Consider the following 16,268-nt stretch of genomic DNA (forward strand, 5'->3'; position numbering starts at 1 on the left):
GGGGGACTTTGACGCCGATTCCTTCCTTAGCCGTGGGCGCTAGGCGGCAATGCGGCCCATTTGGGTGCCGTGGGGTTGGTCGAGGGTGTCGCCTAGGGTCTCCCCGGTGTGGTAGGCGGCAAGCAGAACATCGCTGGTTTTGCCCCAGAGAATATCGCCCCCTTGGGTGAGGCCGATGGCCCCAAAGTCGCGCTGGTTGGCGGTGGCTTCGGCAAAGGATTTGGCCAGGGCCGTTTCTGGGGCCATGCCATCGCTAATGCGAATCACCACACGGGCGGCGAAACATTCGTCGATAATGTCTTCCCCAATGCCTGTACAGCTTACGGCGGCTTGGGGGGTGGCGTAGGTGCCAGCGGGAGTGGCCGCATCGCTGACTCGCCCAATCCGCTCTAGCCCCTTGCCTCCGGTGGAGGTGCCCACGGCCAAACGACCGTCCCTATCTCGCACTACCACGCCAATGGTGCCCCGCCGAGCCTGGGGATCGGGTTCCGCCACCACGCCCGCCATGGCCCGCTGAAAGTGATTGGCCCGTTCCTGCATCCACTCCCGCAGACGCAGGTCGGTGATCGGGTCAAACAGCGGCAGGGCCAACTCCCGCGCCAGTTCCATCGACCCCACATCGGACAACACCCGATCCTCCGCCCCCTGCAAATGGGCCGCTAGGTCGATGGGATGGGCCACCCGCGACACATTGATCACTCCGCTCAGCCGTTGGATTTGGCCATCCATCAGGGCCGCACTCATCCGCACCTGGCCATCGGATTGCAACACCGACCCATAGCCCGCATTAAACCGAGGGGCATCCTCCAAAAGCTGACAGCCGTAGACCACGCAGTCCACCGCTCGATGGCCTCCCTTGGCCCGTTGGTAGATTTGATCCACAATGGCGTGCAACTCTTGGCGCACCGCCGCCAGCCCCCCTTGATCATGCAGGGCACTCCCTGCGCCACCGTGGATAATCACCTTTGGCCCCATGGCAGACATCCCTCCGTTTCTAGCCCAGTCTCCCCATTGTAGGGCGGACGGGAGGCGTCATTGGGACTGCGCCCATAGCCAATGTTCTGGTGGGTGCATCACCGACAACCCATGAACCAGGGGCTTAAAATCGAATTTGGCTATTGTGAATCATCCCCATACTGCCGCAGGCATCGGTATAAAACCAAGCGCCGTCGCTGCCATAGAGATTAATCCGGCGTTGGGTGCGAATGGTGCAGAGAATTGGCCCATTGGGGGCGGTGCGCACATTGGAGGGAGGATTAAAAACCAAGGCTGAGTTCGTCATTCCTCCACCGCCTGCATAGCCATCACAGACAAAATTCAGCATATTTTGAGTTGCGGTGGACTGGGGCCGATGGGTCACGCCATCATGGAACGTTGTCCAGGAATTTTCTCGACAATGGGCCTGAGCTTGGATGCTCATTTGTCCTAGATAGTAGGTAAAGTCTATGCTTCGGTCACTAACTTGGCGAATGGAACACCGATCCACATTCACGCTAGCCCCGGTGACGGCCTGCCCCATATAGACTTCGCAGGACTGGGAATTGAGCGGTTTTTGGATGCTCAGGCTGGCCGCTGCGATCAGCCCTAGGGAGAGGAATCCATAGCCCAAAAAACGATGCAACTTAGTATTAACCATGGTTACGACCTCCACCATTAAAAATGAAGCGGGGGGTATAAGCCTATTCTCGCCATCCTGCCGAGGATCCGTAGGGTATTTGTCAAGAAGTTTACAGGACAAGATAATTATTAACGGCGACCCAGAGGCGTAACGGTTGCTTAATCTCACTCGCGTTAGACCATCCCTAAGACCAATCCAGAACTGAATCTTTTGGCAACATGGGGCTGGCTGGCGTGCCATTACAGTCATGGAATAGTGGGGGTTTCCGGTGGCAGGTGGGTCTAAAACGTTAAGAAAAGGTGGCCGAAACCAGCGGTTCCAGGGTAGTCGCTTCTAGGATGCAAGGGAGGCGGTTGGGAAAGTTGATCCGCCGCCTCGATTCGATGTCTCTGTGACCGATGCACCGTTGACGGATGTCCCCCCTAGCGGCCTTGGCCACCGCCGCGAGGGTGCATTGGCGAATTTCATACCCTGGGGGTTTCGTGGCTTGATGTCCGATAGCGCCTGTCCGATAGCTGGTATCCACTAGTTTGATGATGGCGACGATTTGACAAGGTAACGTTTTTTGCTGCTCTCTCCAGGATTTTGCTATGTCAATCACCAATCTCGAAGAACTGGAAGCGTTGATTGCCCGCGTGAAAACAGCCCAGCAACAATACGCCGAATTTACTCAGTCTCAGGTAGACCATATCTTTAAGCAGGCGGCTTTGGCGGCCAATATGGCCCGCATTCCCCTGGCTAAGGCGGCGGTGGCGGAAACGGGCATGGGGGTGGTGGAGGACAAGGTGATCAAGAATCACTTCGCCTCGGAATCCATCTACAACAAGTACAAGGACGAAAAAACCTGCGGCGTGCTGGAGGAAGACAAGTCCTTCGGGATGCAGAAAATTGCCGAACCCGTGGGGCTGCTGGCGGGGATTGTGCCGACGACGAACCCCACTTCGACGGCCATCTTCAAAGCCCTGCTGGCGCTAAAAACCCGCAACGGTATTATCTTTTCCCCCCACCCTAGGGCCAAGGGTTGCACCATTGCAGCGGCCAAGGTGGTGCTGGATGCAGCGGTGGCGGCGGGTGCCCCAGCAGACATCATCGGCTGGATTGACGAACCCACAGTGCCCCTCTCCCAAGCCCTGATGCAGCACCGGGATATCAGCCTGATTTTGGCCACGGGTGGCCCCGGCATGGTGCGGGCGGCCTACTCGTCGGGCAATCCCTCCTTGGGCGTGGGGGCGGGCAACACTCCGGCAGTGATCGACGCCACCGCCCACCTGAAAATGGCGGTATCCTCCATTCTGCTTAGCAAAACCTTCGACAACGGCATGATCTGCGCCAGCGAACAGTCGGTGGTGGTGGAAGATGCAGTCTACGACACCGTGCGCCAGGAATTTGCTGACCGGGGGGCCTATCTGCTGAACCCCGAAGAACTGGATAAATTCCGGCAGATTATCCTCAAAGACGGCCACTTGAACGGCGCGATTGTGGGCCAACCCGTCCAAAAACTGGCGGAACTGGCGGGCATCACCATTCCCCCCACGGCACGGGTAATCATCGGTGAGGTGGAGACCATCGGCACCGAAGAACCCTTCGCCTTTGAGAAGCTCTCCCCCATTCTGGCCATGTATCGGGCCAAGGATTTCGCTGAAGCCGTAGACAAGGCCCAATCCCTGATTAGCTTTGGCGGACGGGGCCACACCGCCGTGCTCTACACCGCCCCCGACAACCAAGCCCACATTCGGCAGTTTGAGCACAAGGTAGAAACCGCCCGTGTGCTGATTAACACCCCCGCTTCCCAGGGGGCGATTGGCGACCTGTTCAACTTCCGTCTGGATCCATCGTTGACCCTGGGCTGTGGCACCTGGGGCGGCAACTCCGTCAGCGAAAACGTGGGGGTGCAGCACGTCCTCAACATCAAGACCATCAGCGAGCGGCGGGAAAATATGCTGTGGTTCCGGGTGCCGCCCAAGGTCTACTTCAAGTACGGTTGTCTGCCCGTGGCCCTGCGGGAGTTGGCGGGTAAGCAGCGAGCCTTCATCGTTACCGACAAACCCCTCTACGACCTGGGCATGACCAAGGGACTCGAAGAAGTCCTAGAAGACGTTGGCCTCAAGTACGACATTTTCTACAACGTGGAACCGGATCCTTCCTTGGCCACGGTGCAGCGCGGCCTCGCGGTGATGAACACCTTTAACCCCGATGTGATCATCGCCTTTGGCGGCGGGTCGCCCATGGATGCGGCCAAGGTGATGTGGATGATGTACGAACACCCCGAAATTGAGTTTGAGGGGCTATCCACTCGGTTTATGGACATCCGCAAGCGGGTCTACGATCTGCCAGAACTGGGGCAAAAGGCCATGATGGTGGCGATCCCCACCACCTCAGGCACGGGTTCTGAAGTGACGCCCTTTGCCGTGGTGACGGACGAGCGCACCGGGATTAAGTACCCCCTGGCGGATTATTCCCTGACGCCCAACATGGCCATCGTGGATCCGGAACTGGTGCTGAACCTGCCCAAGGGGCTGACGGCCTACGGCGGCATCGATGCCCTCACCCACGCGCTAGAATCCTACGTCTCGGTCTACGCCTCGGAATACACCAATGGCCTAGCGTTGGAGGCAATTCGGCTGCTAATGAAATACCTGCCCAGCGCCTACGAAAACGGAGCTAACGACCCCAAGGCCCGCGAAAAAGTCCACTACGCCGCCACTATGGCCGGAATGGCCTTTGCCAATGCCTTTTTGGGCATTTGTCATTCCATGGCACACCAACTGGGGGCTACCTTCCACGTTCCCCACGGGCTAGCCAACGCGCTGATGATCTCCCACGTCATCCGCTACAACGCCACCGATGTGCCCTTTAAGCAGGCCATCTTCCCGCAGTACAAATATCCCAATGCTAAGTGGCGCTACGCCCGCATTGCCGACCACCTGCACCTAGGCGGCAGCACCGATGAGGAAAAAGTGGAACTCCTGATTGCGGCCATCGAAGACCTGAAGCGCAAGGTGAACATCCCCACCGCCATCCGCGAGGTGATCAACGAGGATGAACACACCTTCTTTGCCCACCTAGAGGGCATCGCCGACCAAGCCTTCGACGACCAATGCACCCCCGCCAACCCCCGCTATCCGCTGATTTCAGACCTCAAGGATCTCTATACAGCGGCCTATCGCGGCATTCAAGTTGAAGCCACGATTCCCCAACCCGTTGCCCAGGAGGTGGAAGCCACCCTCTAGCCGCCAACCAGCTTCCTTCCAACGTTGGGTATGACGGGGGCTTGTTGCTGCCCCCTCTCCGCGATCAGGCCCATCAGTGGTGGTATTTCCTGGCCCATCCAGAATTACCACCGGATAGTCATCGTGCGGAACGTTCGTTCACCCAACGATACGAAGTCCAAATTGGAGAACCCCGATTCCCCGCCCAGAAAATGGCAGGGACGAGGTTTCCTCGCCCACTGATGCCGGGGGGGCAGCGAGCCGGATTTAGTATGAGGATGCGTTTGCCCTGGCTCGTAGGCAGGATGGAACAAGGAGAGGGGCCAAGGTTGCCTATAATCAAGGTCTGTGAATTCCGCCATCCTGCTCATCCCTACCCTTGTCATCGCCAACCATGTCCTCCGACGCCAACCGTTCTGGCCAAAGCGCCTCCAGCCTTGAAGAAATCCGTGCCGCCCGTCTGCAAAAGGTGGACGACCTGAAGCAGGTGGGTCAAAATCCCTTTGCCTACCGTTGGGATGTCACCCACCAGACCGCCCAGCTTCAGGAGAAGTATGCCGATTTGGCCGCTGGGGAAGAGGTGGCGGATATGGTCTCCATTGCGGGGCGAATTTTGGCGCGGCGGGTGTTTGGCAAGCTGGCCTTCTTTGGCTTGCAGGACGAATCGGGTACGATTCAGCTTTACCTCGACAAAACCACCATCCAAGACCACATGGGGGCCGAGGACGAGAAAGCCTTCGACCACCTGAAGCAACTCACCGATGTGGGCGACATCATCGGCGTCACGGGCACCATCAAGCGCACGGACAAGGGCGAGCTTTCTATCAAAGTGCAGCGCTACGCCATGCTGACCAAAGCCCTGCTGCCCTTGCCGGACAAGTGGCACGGGTTGACCGATGTGGCCAAGCGCTACCGTCAGCGCTACGTGGATTTGATCGTGAATCCCACCGTGCGCGACACCTTCCGTAAGCGGGCGCTAATTACCACGGGCATTCGTCGCTATTTAGAAGATCGGGGCTTTTTGGAAATTGAAACCCCGGTGCTGCAAAGCGAAGCCGGAGGAGCCGAGGCGCGACCCTTCATCACCTACCACAACACCCTGGAGATGGATCTGTACCTCCGCATTGCCACGGAACTGCACCTGAAGCGCCTGGTGGTGGGCGGCTTTGAAAAGGTGTTTGAAATTGGCCGCATCTTCCGCAACGAGGGCGTTTCGACCCGCCACAACCCCGAATTTACCAGCGTGGAATTCTACCAAGCCTACGCCGACTACCACGACTTTATGGATCTCACCGAGGACTTGGTGGCGACCCTGGCTAAGGACATTTTGGGGACAACTCAGATCACCTACCAAGGCGTAGACATTGACCTGACACCGCCCTGGAAGCGGATTTCCATGCACGATTTGGTGCAGGAACACACGGGGGTGGATTTCCATACCTTCACGACCCTCGACGCAGCCAAGGCGGCGGTGAAATCCCTCAACCTGCACGGGGTCGAGGACTGCGATTCCATCGGCAAACTGCTGAACGAGGTGTTTGAGCAAAAAATCGAAGAAACCTTGATTCAGCCAACGTTTTTGATCGACCATCCCGTCGAAATTTCACCCCTCTCCAAGCCCCACCGCAGCAAACCCGGTGTGGTGGAACGGTTCGAGCTATTTGTGGCCGGACGGGAAACCGCCAACGGCTTCTCGGAGTTGACCGACCCCATCGACCAGCGCCACCGCTTTGAACTCCAAGCCGCCCGCAAAGCCGCCGGAGATGTGGAAGCCACTGGGGTGGACGAAGATTTCCTCACCGCCCTAGAACACGGGATGCCCCCCACCTGTGGCGAAGGCATCGGCATCGACCGTCTGGTGATGCTACTCACCGACAGCGCCAGCATCCGCGATGTGATTGCCTTCCCCCTGCTGAAACCGGAGAAGGGCGAAGACGCGGCGGCGGAATAGGCGTTGTCGATTTTTAGTAGCCCTCACCCCCAGCCCCTCCTCCAGGCAGGCTACTGCTCATACACACCTTATTCCCATGCCGTTATCCCTGGAGGATCCCCCTAAATCCCTCTTAACAAAGGGGACTTTGAGTCCGGTTCCCCCCTTTGTAAGGAGGGCTAGGGGGGATCAACGCTCGGAACAACGCGGGATAGAGACTTATCGATAAGCGATAGCCCAGGTGGAAGAGGGATTTAGGGTGAGGGCAGATCGCATTCAAAGAGCGTGTTTGTGACCGATTGGCTCTATGCCATGGATTAACCTTTAAGGACAGAAGACCGATGGGAATTCCTCTCGTACAAGTGGATGCCTTTACGGACAAGCCCTACGGCGGCAATCCGGCGGCGGTGTGTGTGCTCTCTGAAGCCCAGCCGGACACCTGGATGCAGCGGGTGGCCCAGGAGATGAACCTCTCAGAAACGGCCTTTCTGCTGCCGGAGGGAGATGGCTTTCGGCTGCGCTGGTTTACGCCTACGGTGGAGGTGGATCTGTGCGGCCATGCCACCCTGGCCAGCGCCCATACCCTGTGGAGTGAGGGCCATCTTGCGTCGGATCAGGAGGCTCGGTTCTATACCCGTAGTGGCCTGTTGACTGCCCAGCGCCAAGGAGATTGGATTGAACTGAATTTTCCTGCCGATCCATCCCAGCCCATCCAAACGCCCGAAGGATTGGCCAATGCCCTAGGCGCAACTCCAGTGGCGGTGGTGGAAAATGCCCTGGGCTATCTGGTAGAACTCGCCCAGGCGGCGACGGTACGGGATTTGCAGCCAGACTTTGCGGCCCTGGGGAAATTCCCGGTACATGGCGTGATCGTCACCAGCCGAGGGGAGGCACCCTACGATGTTGTCTCGCGCTTTTTTGCCCCTGCGTTGGGCATCAATGAAGACCCCGTCACTGGGTCGGCTCACTGCGGCCTCAGCCCCTACTGGAGAGAAAAACTCGGCAAAACCACCTTTCTGGCCTACCAAGCCTCGGCCCGTGGGGGCGTGTTGCAGGTAGAGGATCGTGGAGATCGAGTGGTGCTGCGGGGGCAGGCCGTCACGGTACTGCGAGGCGAATTGCTGTACTAAGGTAGTGTCATGGCCAAACGATCTGCCTCCGTCCCTACTTCGGTGACCACCTGGTACTTTGAGATGCTCAGCCCGGATGCCCTACGGCCCAAGCGTTTCGAGCCCTATGATCTATCCATTCAGCGGATGGAGATTCCCTGCCCTGAGTTTGGGCGGTTTCTCTATACCGCTGTGGGTGGGCCGTGGTACTGGTGTGATCGCCTGCCCTGGAGCTATGCCGACTGGCAGCGTCATTTAGAACGGCCTGAGGTGGAAATCTGGACAGCCTGGAGCGAGGGCGTCCCAGCGGGTTATGTGGAGTTGGAAAGTCAGGCCAAGGGCAATGTCGAAATCGCCTACTTTGGCCTGTTGCCGCCGTTCATTGGGCAAGGGTTGGGCGGCTATTTGCTGACGGTAGGGGTGCGGGAAGCTTGGGGCATGGGCGCAACTCAACGGGTGTGGGTGCATACCTGTAGCCTGGATGGTCCCGCCGCCTACCGCAACTACGAAGCCCGTGGGTTCACGCTCTACCATACTGAAACGACGGTGAAGCCTCTGCCGCTCCAGCCCCCCGGCCCCTGGCCGAACAGCGGTGCGCCCCTGGGGAATGGGCAAAATACCTAGAAAACACCGGGAAAAATCGCCAAAACCCTACAAAAATTAACCCTTTAGGCGGTGTCACCCCTAGGAAAACAGGGCAATCTTTTAGTAGAACACTATATTTCGACCCAGCGTTCGAGGCAGCTTGGGTGCTTTGCCGCTGGGCAAGGAGAATCCCTATGACTACTACCGTCAGGCCCGTGCCCCGTTCCGATCCCACGACCAGCCCAATTATCGACATGGGGTTTACGGCGGAGCCCTTTCCGGCCAATACCCACATGTGCTACATCTTCAACGATGAGGATGAACGGCGCGAGGTGATCGCCCGTTATACCAACAGCGGCATTACCAGTGAGGAATTGGTGGGCTATTTTGCCGACCTGGATAATGCTGACTTGCTGGAAGAATACCTCCTGTCTATTGGCATTCATCCCCCCGATGCCAGCCACCGAGACCATGTGATGTTCTGCCCCGCCCATACGGTGTATTGCCCCGATGGCCACTTTACGGCCAAGGAGATGATTCGCCGACTCAAAGCCCTCCATCACACCTGCCAAGAGCACCATTGGCCGAATGTGCGGGTGACGGGGGAAATGTCCTGGGCGCTGTCTCCCCACATTACCGGGGCCGAAGAACTGGTGGAGTACGAGTCGCGCCTCAACTTGCTGATGGAAACCCATCCCCTTACGGCGATTTGTCAGTACGATGCCAATCGGTTTGATGGGGCCACCCTGTTTGAGATTCTTCAGGTGCATCCGATGATGGTGGTGCGTGGCCAAATCGTCCGCAACCCCTACTACCTCCCTCCCGAAGAGTTCCTGACCCGCCACGGATTGCCCCTCAATGGCTAACCCTGCCTCTGCCCCTGTTTCGGCCCGACCCGATGTGTTAGGTCGCCTGTTGGTGATTCCCAGCATGTTGGAGGTGCTGCCCGATCCAGGGGCGATGGCCGTCTTTTTGGGGGCCGCCCTACAGGGAATACCGGGGGTGGCCCAGGCCAGCCTGTGCGTGGAGGGGATTACCTATCCCAACCTCGGCCCAGAGGTTCCCAAGCCCTGTGGCTGCGCCCCCATCGTTTTTTCTCAACAGACCTTTCCCCTCAGTAGCCCTCGCCATCGGTATGGCGATCTGCGCTTGGAACTAGAGGATGAGAACGCCTTTCAGGTCTATCGACCCTATGTCAGCAATATTGCCAATATTGTGGCTACGGTGCTGGAAAACCGAGCTTTTTTTCGGGATATCTCTGAAAAAAACCGCTGTCTTCAGGATTTGCTGACCCACCTAGAGGAACGGGTGGAGGAGCGCACCCAGGAATTAACCGCTGAGGTGGCCCGACGCCAACAGTTGGAGCAGGAACTCCGGGCCAGCAACGAAGAACTGGAGCTGGCCGCCAGCGTTTTTACCCACGCCCGCGAAGGCATTTTGATTACCGATGCCCAGGGCACCATCCTAGAGGTGAACACCGCCTTCACCCACATCACCGGATATTCCCGCGAGGAAGTGCTAGGCCGCAATCCCCGCCTGCTCAAGTCGGGCCTACAAGATGCCACCTTTTATCGGGCCATGTGGCGCAGCCTCATCGATCAGGGCCACTGGTGCGGTGAGATTTGGAACCGCCGCCGGAATGGCGAGATCTATGCCGAAATGCTGACCATTAGCGCCGTGCGCAATGCCAAGGGCCAAACCCAGCGCTATGTGGCCCTGTTTTCTAACATTACCCTGCAAAAAATTCATCAGCAGGAACTCGAACATATCGCCCACTACGACGCCCTCACGAACCTGCCAAATCGTACCCTGCTGGCCGACCGGATGCACCAAGCCATGGCCCAATCCATGCGCCAGCATCAGCCGATCACGGTGGCCTACATCGACCTCGATGGCTTTAAAGCAATCAACGATTCCCACGGTCACGAAGCTGGGGATTATTTGTTGATTACAGTGGCCAATCGCATGGCTGGCGTGCTGCGGGAGGAGGACACCCTGGCTCGGTTGGGGGGGGATGAATTTGTGGCGGTCTTGATCAATACGGGCACCCTAGCCACCAGCCAGCCCATTTTCCATCGCCTGCTGGCGGCGGCGGCCCAGCCCGTGCGGTGGGGTTCCGAAACCCTGCAAGTCTCGGCCAGTCTGGGAGCCACTTTCTATCCCCAACCCGAGGCCATTGACGCCGACCAACTCCTGCGACAGGCCGATCAGGCTATGTACCAGGCCAAACTGTCTGGCAAAAACCGCTACCACCTGTTCGATGCCGAAGCCGCCCGCAGCGACCGCCATCGCCATGCCAGCCTCGATCAGATCCGGCAGGCTCTCGCGCAGGATCAGTTTGTGCTCTACTACCAACCCAAGGTCAACATGGGCACGGGCCAGGTTTTAGGGGTTGAAGCGCTCATTCGTTGGCAGCACCCCGACCAAGGGCTGCTTCTGCCGGGACAGTTTCTCCCCGCCCTGGCCGAACATCCCCTCGCCACCGATGTCGGGGAATGGGTCTTGGAAACGGCCTTGGCCCAGTTGGCCCAGTGGCACGGGGCGGGCCTACCCCTCACGGTGAGTGTGAACCTAGGAACCCAACACCTACAAGAACCCGACTTCATGGCCCGCCTGAACTGTCGCTTAGCTAACTACCCGGCCTCCCTGGCCCACCATTTAGAACTTGAGGTGCTAGAAACCAGTGCCCTGAAAGATCTCGACCACATCGCCGAGGTGATGGAAGCCTGTCAGGCGATGGGGGTGCAGTTTGCCCTGGATGACTTCGGCACGGGGCCGTCCTCCCTCGCTCACCTGAAGCATTTGCCTGCGGCCCAGGTCAAAATCGATCAGAGCTTCGTCGGCAATATGCTGGTGAACCCCCAAGACCTGGCTATCATCGAAGGCGTGATTGACCTAGCCCAGGTTTTTCAGCGGCAAGTGGTGGCCGAAGGGGTAGAAACCCTGGCCCACGGCAACCTACTCCTGCAACTCGGCTGCGAACTCGCCCAGGGCTACAGCATTGCCCGACCCATGCCCGCTGTGGATCTGCTGGCTTGGCTGGAGGACTGGCATGCCGCCCCTACATGGCAGCGTCAGCACCCCCTCAACCACGATGATTGGCCCCTGCTCTTTGCCCATCTCGAAATTGCCGCCTGGATCAAAGCCCTCACCGCCCTGCGCCAGGAAACGGTTCCACGTTGCGGCCCTCCCCTCCCCGCTAGCCCCTCCCTACGCCTAGAACGTTGGTTCCATGGCCCCGGCAAACAACGCTATGGCCAGCACCCCCATTTCCAAAAGGCCCAACATCTCTATCAAACCCTCGCCCAACTGGGTCAGCGCCGCCCCAGTCAGCCCCTCAACGAATCCCTCACCAAGGCCAACATTCAACAAGTCCGCCAGATTCAACGGGAGCTGCTGGGCTACCTCAAAGCCCTGGGACACCTCAGCCACCGCTTCTAGCCTCGCTACCTCCAACCGTAGGGACGAGGTCTCCTCGCCCACGGATAATACCGGGGGTAAGCGAGCCGGATTCAGGATGAATTGGCCATAAAGAAAGGCCCGCCTGGGTAGACGAGCCTTTCTGCACTATGGAGTCAACCAGACTACATCGGCCTAGACACCCTACAGTTGGGGTACAAACTGCTGCTTATCGGGGACGACGGTGTATTCCGACACGATTTGGCGCAGTTCGTCGCCGTCGATGGTTTCCCGTTCCACCAGCAGATCCACCAGGCGGTCAATCAGCGCCCGGTTGTCGCGCATGAGGCGTTTGGCCTCTTCGTAGCACTGGTCTACGATGACGCGCACCTGGGCATCGATGCGGGAGGACACTTCCTCGGAATATTCCGAGCGGGAGAGCCAGTCGCGACCGAGGAACACTTCGCCCTGGGAGCTTTCTAGGGACAGCGGCCCCAGGTCAGACATCCCGAAGCGCGTCACCATCTGGCGGGCCATGTTTGAGACCTGCTGGAGGTCGTTTCCGGCCCCGGTGGTGACTTCGGCATCGCCAAAGATCACGTCCTCAGCGGCACGGCCCCCCAAGGCTCCGGTAATGCGGGCCAGGATTTGGGCGCGGGAGATCAGCATTTGCTCTTCGCTGGGGGTGAACCAGGTTAAGCCTTGGGCCTGTCCACGGGGAATCAGCGTCACCTTTTGCACGGGGTCGTGATCTTTGACCAGGGTGCCGACGATGGCATGGCCAATTTCGTGGTAGGCAATCAGGCGCTTGCTCTTGCTGTCCACCAGGGGGGTACCCTCCATCCCGGCGATGACCCGATCCACGGCAGCGTCAATTTCGGCCATGGTGATGGCGTCCTTGCGGCGGCGGGCGGTGAGAATGGCGGCTTCGTTCAGCAGGTTAGCCAGGTCGGCCCCGGTGAAACCGGGAGTGCGGCGGGCGATAGCTTCCAAGGAAATGTCCTCGGCCAGCTTTTTGTTGCGGGCGTGGACTTCCAGCACCTCGATGCGGCCTTTGATATCGGGGGGATCCACCGTCACCTGACGGTCGAAGCGACCGGGACGCAGCAGGGCGGAATCGAGCACATCGACGCGGTTGGTGGCGGCGATGATGATAATCCCAGTGTTGCCCTCAAAGCCGTCCATTTCGGTCAGCAATTGGTTGAGGGTTTGTTCCCGTTCGTCGTTGCCGCCGCCGATGCCTGCGCCCCGCTGACGACCCACGGCGTCAATTTCATCGATAAAGATGATGCAAGGGGCATTGTCCTTAGCCTTTTTGAACAGGTCGCGGACGCGGGAGGCACCCACACCAACGAACATTTCCACAAACTCAGAGCCAGAGATGGAGAAGAAGGGCACCCCGGCTTCCCCGGCAATGGCCTTGGCCAGCAGGGTTTTCCCAGTTCCGGGAGGGCCAACCAGCAGCACGCCCTTGGGAATGCGGGCACCGATAGCGGTGAAGCGCTCAGGCTTCTTCAGGAAGGTGACCACCTCTTGCAGTTCTTCCTTGGCTTCGTCAATCCCGGCCACATCGTCGAACATGACCCCGGTTTTGGCTTCCATCATGAAGCGGGCCTTGGATTTGCCAAAGCTCATGGCTTGGCCAGGGCCACCCGCCCCACCGCCAGAGCGACGGAACAAAAAGAACAATCCACCAATCAATAGTAGGGGGAACAGCAGATTGCCTAGGGCACCCACCAGCGCCCCATCGTTGCGGGGGGGGTGAGAATCTAGGCTGATGTTGGATTCCCGCAGGCGGCTGACCAGGTCGGGGGAGTTGCCGGGGAGATCCACCCGCCAGCGCTGCAAGCGGTTGTCAAGCTCAGGATCGACGGCTTCGATGATAGCGGTGCGGCCCCCGTCATACAGATCCACCGCTGTCACCCGTCCGGCATCCAGATAGTCAAGAAAGCGGCCATAGGTCATGCGGGTGCTGGCCGCGTTGCGACCCATATCAGCCGGAGCACCGGAAAAGGCCCCCTGCCACAGGAAGAACCCTACAACCAACAACGGCAGGGTCCAGAGTAGGACGACTCGCCAAGAAAATTTCATAACCAATGGCCTCTATTCACGACTTGCAATGATTCGGCTTGTACAGATTTGACTTGCACAGATTTATCGGCGTTGACTAAATCAAAGTATGAGACGAAATCTTTACTTAATTTAACGTAACCTGCGGAACTGGGGCAAACGATGGCCTGGAGATTGGTCTGATTTTTGACCTTTGGCCCAGAAACCAGCCCCAGACCCACCGAGGTGGGGGGTGTAGCGTTGATGAAAAGGCAGCATTTCCCAGGCCGATCGGGCGCTCTGAACCGGACTCACAAGCCAGTCTGGCCCCTCCATTCTAGGCTCCCACAAGGCGCTGGCCGTCACGTCAAGAAAGCTTGTCATTCGCTGTGTTGGGTCGGGAGATCTTGGCACGGGACGGTGAATTGGGCTTAAGATTCCCTACGTAACGCCTGCGTGCATAGCGTTCATCCCAGCGATTGTCTAAAGGTTTTGGCATGGCACAACTGACCCCGAACTCTAGCTACAGCCTCAGTTTGCGATTGAAAATTCCCAACCGGGCGGGGATGTTGGCCCGCATCACCCAGGCCATTGCCGATGCCGGGGGCAACCTCGGCGACTTAACCCTGATCAGCCGCAGCCGCCATAGTCTGGTTCGGGTACTCCATGTCGATGCCTCCAGCGAAGACCATGTGGAGGACATTGTGAATGCGGTCAAGGCCGTTGAAGACATTGAGATTCTAGAGATTTGTGATCGCACCTTCCAAATCCACGAGGGCGGCAAAATCAGCGTGGAAAGCAAGCTGGAGCTCAACAACCAGGACGATCTAGCCATGGCCTACACCCCTGGGGTGGGGCGGGTGTGTTTGGAAATTGCCGAACATCCCGACCGGGTGTTTGACCTGACGATTAAGGGCAACACCATTGCCATTGTCACCGATGGCAGTGCCGTGCTGGGCTTGGGCAACCTTGGCCCCGCCGGAGCCCTGCCCGTGATGGAGGGCAAAGCGTTGTTGTTTAAGAAGTTTGCCGGACTAGATGCCTTCCCCATTTGCCTAGACACCCAGGACACCGACGCCATTGTCACCGCCGTGAAGCAGTTGGCCCCGGTGTTTGGCGGCGTCAACCTAGAGGACATCAGCGCCCCCCGCTGCTTTGAAATCGAAGCCCGCCTGCGCAAGGAACTGGATATTCCCGTTTTCCACGACGACCAGCACGGCACCGCCATCGTTACCCTAGCGGCCTTGATCAACGCCCTGAAGCTGGTGAACAAAACCCTGCCCACGGTCAAAGTGGTGATCAACGGGGCCGGGGCTGCCGGGGTGGCCATCACCAAGCTGCTGCAACGGGCAGGGGCCAGCCGCATTGTCCTGTGCGATTCCAAGGGCATCCTCTCCCACAGCCGCGACGACCTCAACCCCCAAAAACGAGAGGTTGCCGTAGAGGACTCTGGCACCCTAGCCGATGCCATGGTGGGGGCCGATATTTTCCTGGGCGTGAGTGCGCCGGGGGTGGTGTCTGTGGCCATGGTGGAATCCATGGCCAAGGATCCCATCGTGTTTGCCATGGCCAACCCCATCCCCGAAATTCAGCCCGAATTAGTGGCCGACAAAGTGGCGGTGATGGCCACCGGACGCAGCGACTACCCCAACCAAATCAACAATGTGCTGGCCTTCCCCGGCGTCCTACGCGGTGCCCTAGACTGCCGCGCCCGTGAGATCACCCCCTCCATGTACCTAGAAGCCGCCCTAGCCATCGCCGATCTGGTCAGCCCCCAGGAACTCAACCGCGATCACATCATCCCCTCCGTATTTGATGATCGCGTCGCCAGTGCCGTCGCCTCCGCCGTCAAACACGCCGCCCGTGTGGATGGGGTGGCCCACAAATAGCCTTAGGAATGTGGATTAAATAACCTGTACTTCTGGGACGGCAGTGTAGTTTCATTGTGGCAGGGCATCATCAAAGACAATGGACATCGTAGATTTGAAGTCTTTGGCCACCTTTCGCCCGGTTTGGTAGGGCTTGTCGAGAATGGCGGCCAACACCTTCAGTCCGGTTCGTGTCGTCGTCCGGGCGATGAGGTCTCGAACTGTCTGAACCCGGTCGAAGATCATGCCTTGACAAGCTCGTGAGCCATGGGGAAACAGGCGATGCTCGATGGGGTTGTACTTGGAGGTGTAGGGGGGGGTAGTGAGCGATACGAATCTCGATACCGAGGTCATTAAACCTTATCGGAAATTGAGTGAGTAGAGTCAATAGCAGGAACAGCGACCAGGTAGAACCCATGAAAATGACCTATGCCGAGTTGCGGACGAAGTCTCGGATGCTATGCCGTTTGACCGGACTGACGGGACAAGAGTTTGAGGCGT

The 16,268-nt window shown here is 58.6% G+C and carries 11 protein-coding genes; 7 read left to right on the forward strand and 4 right to left on the reverse strand.

The genetic code is table 11. The annotated features are described in order from the left end of the window. Positions 1-39: 39 nt before the first annotated feature. Together H6G62_RS17760 and H6G62_RS17765 are read right to left on the reverse strand one after the other, a co-directional pair. On the reverse strand, positions 40-975 hold the full coding sequence (locus H6G62_RS17760; RefSeq protein ID WP_190497549.1) for an isoaspartyl peptidase/L-asparaginase: 936 nt from the start codon (positions 973-975) through the stop codon (positions 40-42). A 124-nt stretch (positions 976-1,099) separates the two neighbouring features. Continuing rightward, entirely contained in the window at positions 1,100-1,636 is a 537-nt protein-coding gene (locus H6G62_RS17765; RefSeq protein ID WP_199325087.1) for a hypothetical protein, read from the reverse strand. A gap of 572 nt (positions 1,637-2,208) precedes the next feature. On the opposite strand from H6G62_RS17765, the gene adhE reads away from it, so the two are divergent. From adhE to H6G62_RS17795, 6 genes are all read left to right on the forward strand, one after another. Beyond that, positions 2,209-4,848, forward strand: coding sequence for a bifunctional acetaldehyde-CoA/alcohol dehydrogenase (gene adhE / locus H6G62_RS17770; protein ID WP_190497551.1), 2,640 nt, complete (start codon positions 2,209-2,211; stop codon positions 4,846-4,848). 373 nt (positions 4,849-5,221) lie between these two features. Further along, complete coding sequence (gene lysS, locus H6G62_RS17775; RefSeq protein WP_190497553.1) at positions 5,222-6,778, forward strand: lysine--tRNA ligase; 1,557 nt, start codon at positions 5,222-5,224, stop codon at positions 6,776-6,778. A 320-nt stretch (positions 6,779-7,098) separates the two neighbouring features. Further along, positions 7,099-7,887 carry a PhzF family phenazine biosynthesis protein gene (locus tag H6G62_RS17780; protein ID WP_190497556.1) on the forward strand — a complete coding sequence of 263 codons (789 nt, stop codon included), beginning with the start codon at positions 7,099-7,101 and terminating at the stop codon, positions 7,885-7,887. Positions 7,888-7,896: 9 nt separating this feature from the next. Then, positions 7,897-8,490, forward strand: a complete 594-nt coding sequence (locus H6G62_RS17785; RefSeq protein ID WP_190497558.1) for a GNAT family N-acetyltransferase — start codon at positions 7,897-7,899, stop codon at positions 8,488-8,490. Between the two features lie 155 nt (positions 8,491-8,645). Beyond that, positions 8,646-9,317, forward strand: a complete 672-nt coding sequence (locus tag H6G62_RS17790) for an MEDS domain-containing protein (RefSeq protein WP_190497560.1) — start codon at positions 8,646-8,648, stop codon at positions 9,315-9,317. Continuing rightward, positions 9,310-11,892 (forward strand): EAL domain-containing protein, encoded by a 2,583-nt coding sequence (locus H6G62_RS17795; protein ID WP_190497562.1) that lies wholly within the window; start codon positions 9,310-9,312, stop codon positions 11,890-11,892. The genes H6G62_RS17790 and H6G62_RS17795 overlap by 8 nt, the downstream gene beginning before the upstream one ends. Before the next feature lie 162 nt (positions 11,893-12,054). On the opposite strand, the gene ftsH2 is transcribed toward H6G62_RS17795, so the two are convergent. Next, entirely contained in the window at positions 12,055-13,941 is a 1,887-nt protein-coding gene (ftsH2, locus tag H6G62_RS17800; protein ID WP_190497564.1) for an ATP-dependent zinc metalloprotease FtsH2, read from the reverse strand. Between the two features lie 455 nt (positions 13,942-14,396). Between ftsH2 and H6G62_RS17805 the strand changes: the two genes are divergently transcribed. After that, positions 14,397-15,788, forward strand: coding sequence for an NAD-dependent malic enzyme (locus H6G62_RS17805; RefSeq protein WP_190497566.1), 1,392 nt, complete (start codon positions 14,397-14,399; stop codon positions 15,786-15,788). A 51-nt stretch (positions 15,789-15,839) separates the two neighbouring features. Here the strand turns inward: H6G62_RS17805 and H6G62_RS17810 are convergent, their stop codons facing one another. Then, positions 15,840-16,121 carry a hypothetical protein gene (locus H6G62_RS17810; RefSeq protein WP_190497568.1) on the reverse strand — a complete coding sequence of 94 codons (282 nt, stop codon included), beginning with the start codon at positions 16,119-16,121 and terminating at the stop codon, positions 15,840-15,842. Between the last annotated feature and the right edge of the window lie 147 nt (positions 16,122-16,268).

The sequence above is a fragment of the Phormidium sp. FACHB-1136 genome, from assembly GCF_014697375.1.
Lineage (GTDB): Bacteria > Cyanobacteriota > Cyanobacteriia > Phormidesmidales > Phormidesmidaceae > Nodosilinea.

Bases quoted from the DNA above. Each gene is read 5' to 3' on its own strand.
- H6G62_RS17760 (WP_190497549.1), bottom strand. From the start codon at position 975: ATGGGGCCAAAGGTGATTATCCACGGTGGCGCAGGGAGTGCCCTGCAT.
- H6G62_RS17765 (WP_199325087.1), bottom strand. From the start codon at position 1,636: ATGGTTAATACTAAGTTGCATCGTTTTTTGGGCTATGGATTCCTCTCC.
- adhE (WP_190497551.1), top strand. From the start codon at position 2,209: ATGTCAATCACCAATCTCGAAGAACTGGAAGCGTTGATTGCCCGCGTG.
- lysS (WP_190497553.1), top strand. From the start codon at position 5,222: ATGTCCTCCGACGCCAACCGTTCTGGCCAAAGCGCCTCCAGCCTTGAA.
- H6G62_RS17780 (WP_190497556.1), top strand. From the start codon at position 7,099: ATGGGAATTCCTCTCGTACAAGTGGATGCCTTTACGGACAAGCCCTAC.
- H6G62_RS17785 (WP_190497558.1), top strand. From the start codon at position 7,897: ATGGCCAAACGATCTGCCTCCGTCCCTACTTCGGTGACCACCTGGTAC.
- H6G62_RS17790 (WP_190497560.1), top strand. From the start codon at position 8,646: ATGACTACTACCGTCAGGCCCGTGCCCCGTTCCGATCCCACGACCAGC.
- H6G62_RS17795 (WP_190497562.1), top strand. From the start codon at position 9,310: ATGGCTAACCCTGCCTCTGCCCCTGTTTCGGCCCGACCCGATGTGTTA.
- ftsH2 (WP_190497564.1), bottom strand. From the start codon at position 13,941: ATGAAATTTTCTTGGCGAGTCGTCCTACTCTGGACCCTGCCGTTGTTG.
- H6G62_RS17805 (WP_190497566.1), top strand. From the start codon at position 14,397: ATGGCACAACTGACCCCGAACTCTAGCTACAGCCTCAGTTTGCGATTG.
- H6G62_RS17810 (WP_190497568.1), bottom strand. From the start codon at position 16,121: ATGACCTCGGTATCGAGATTCGTATCGCTCACTACCCCCCCCTACACC.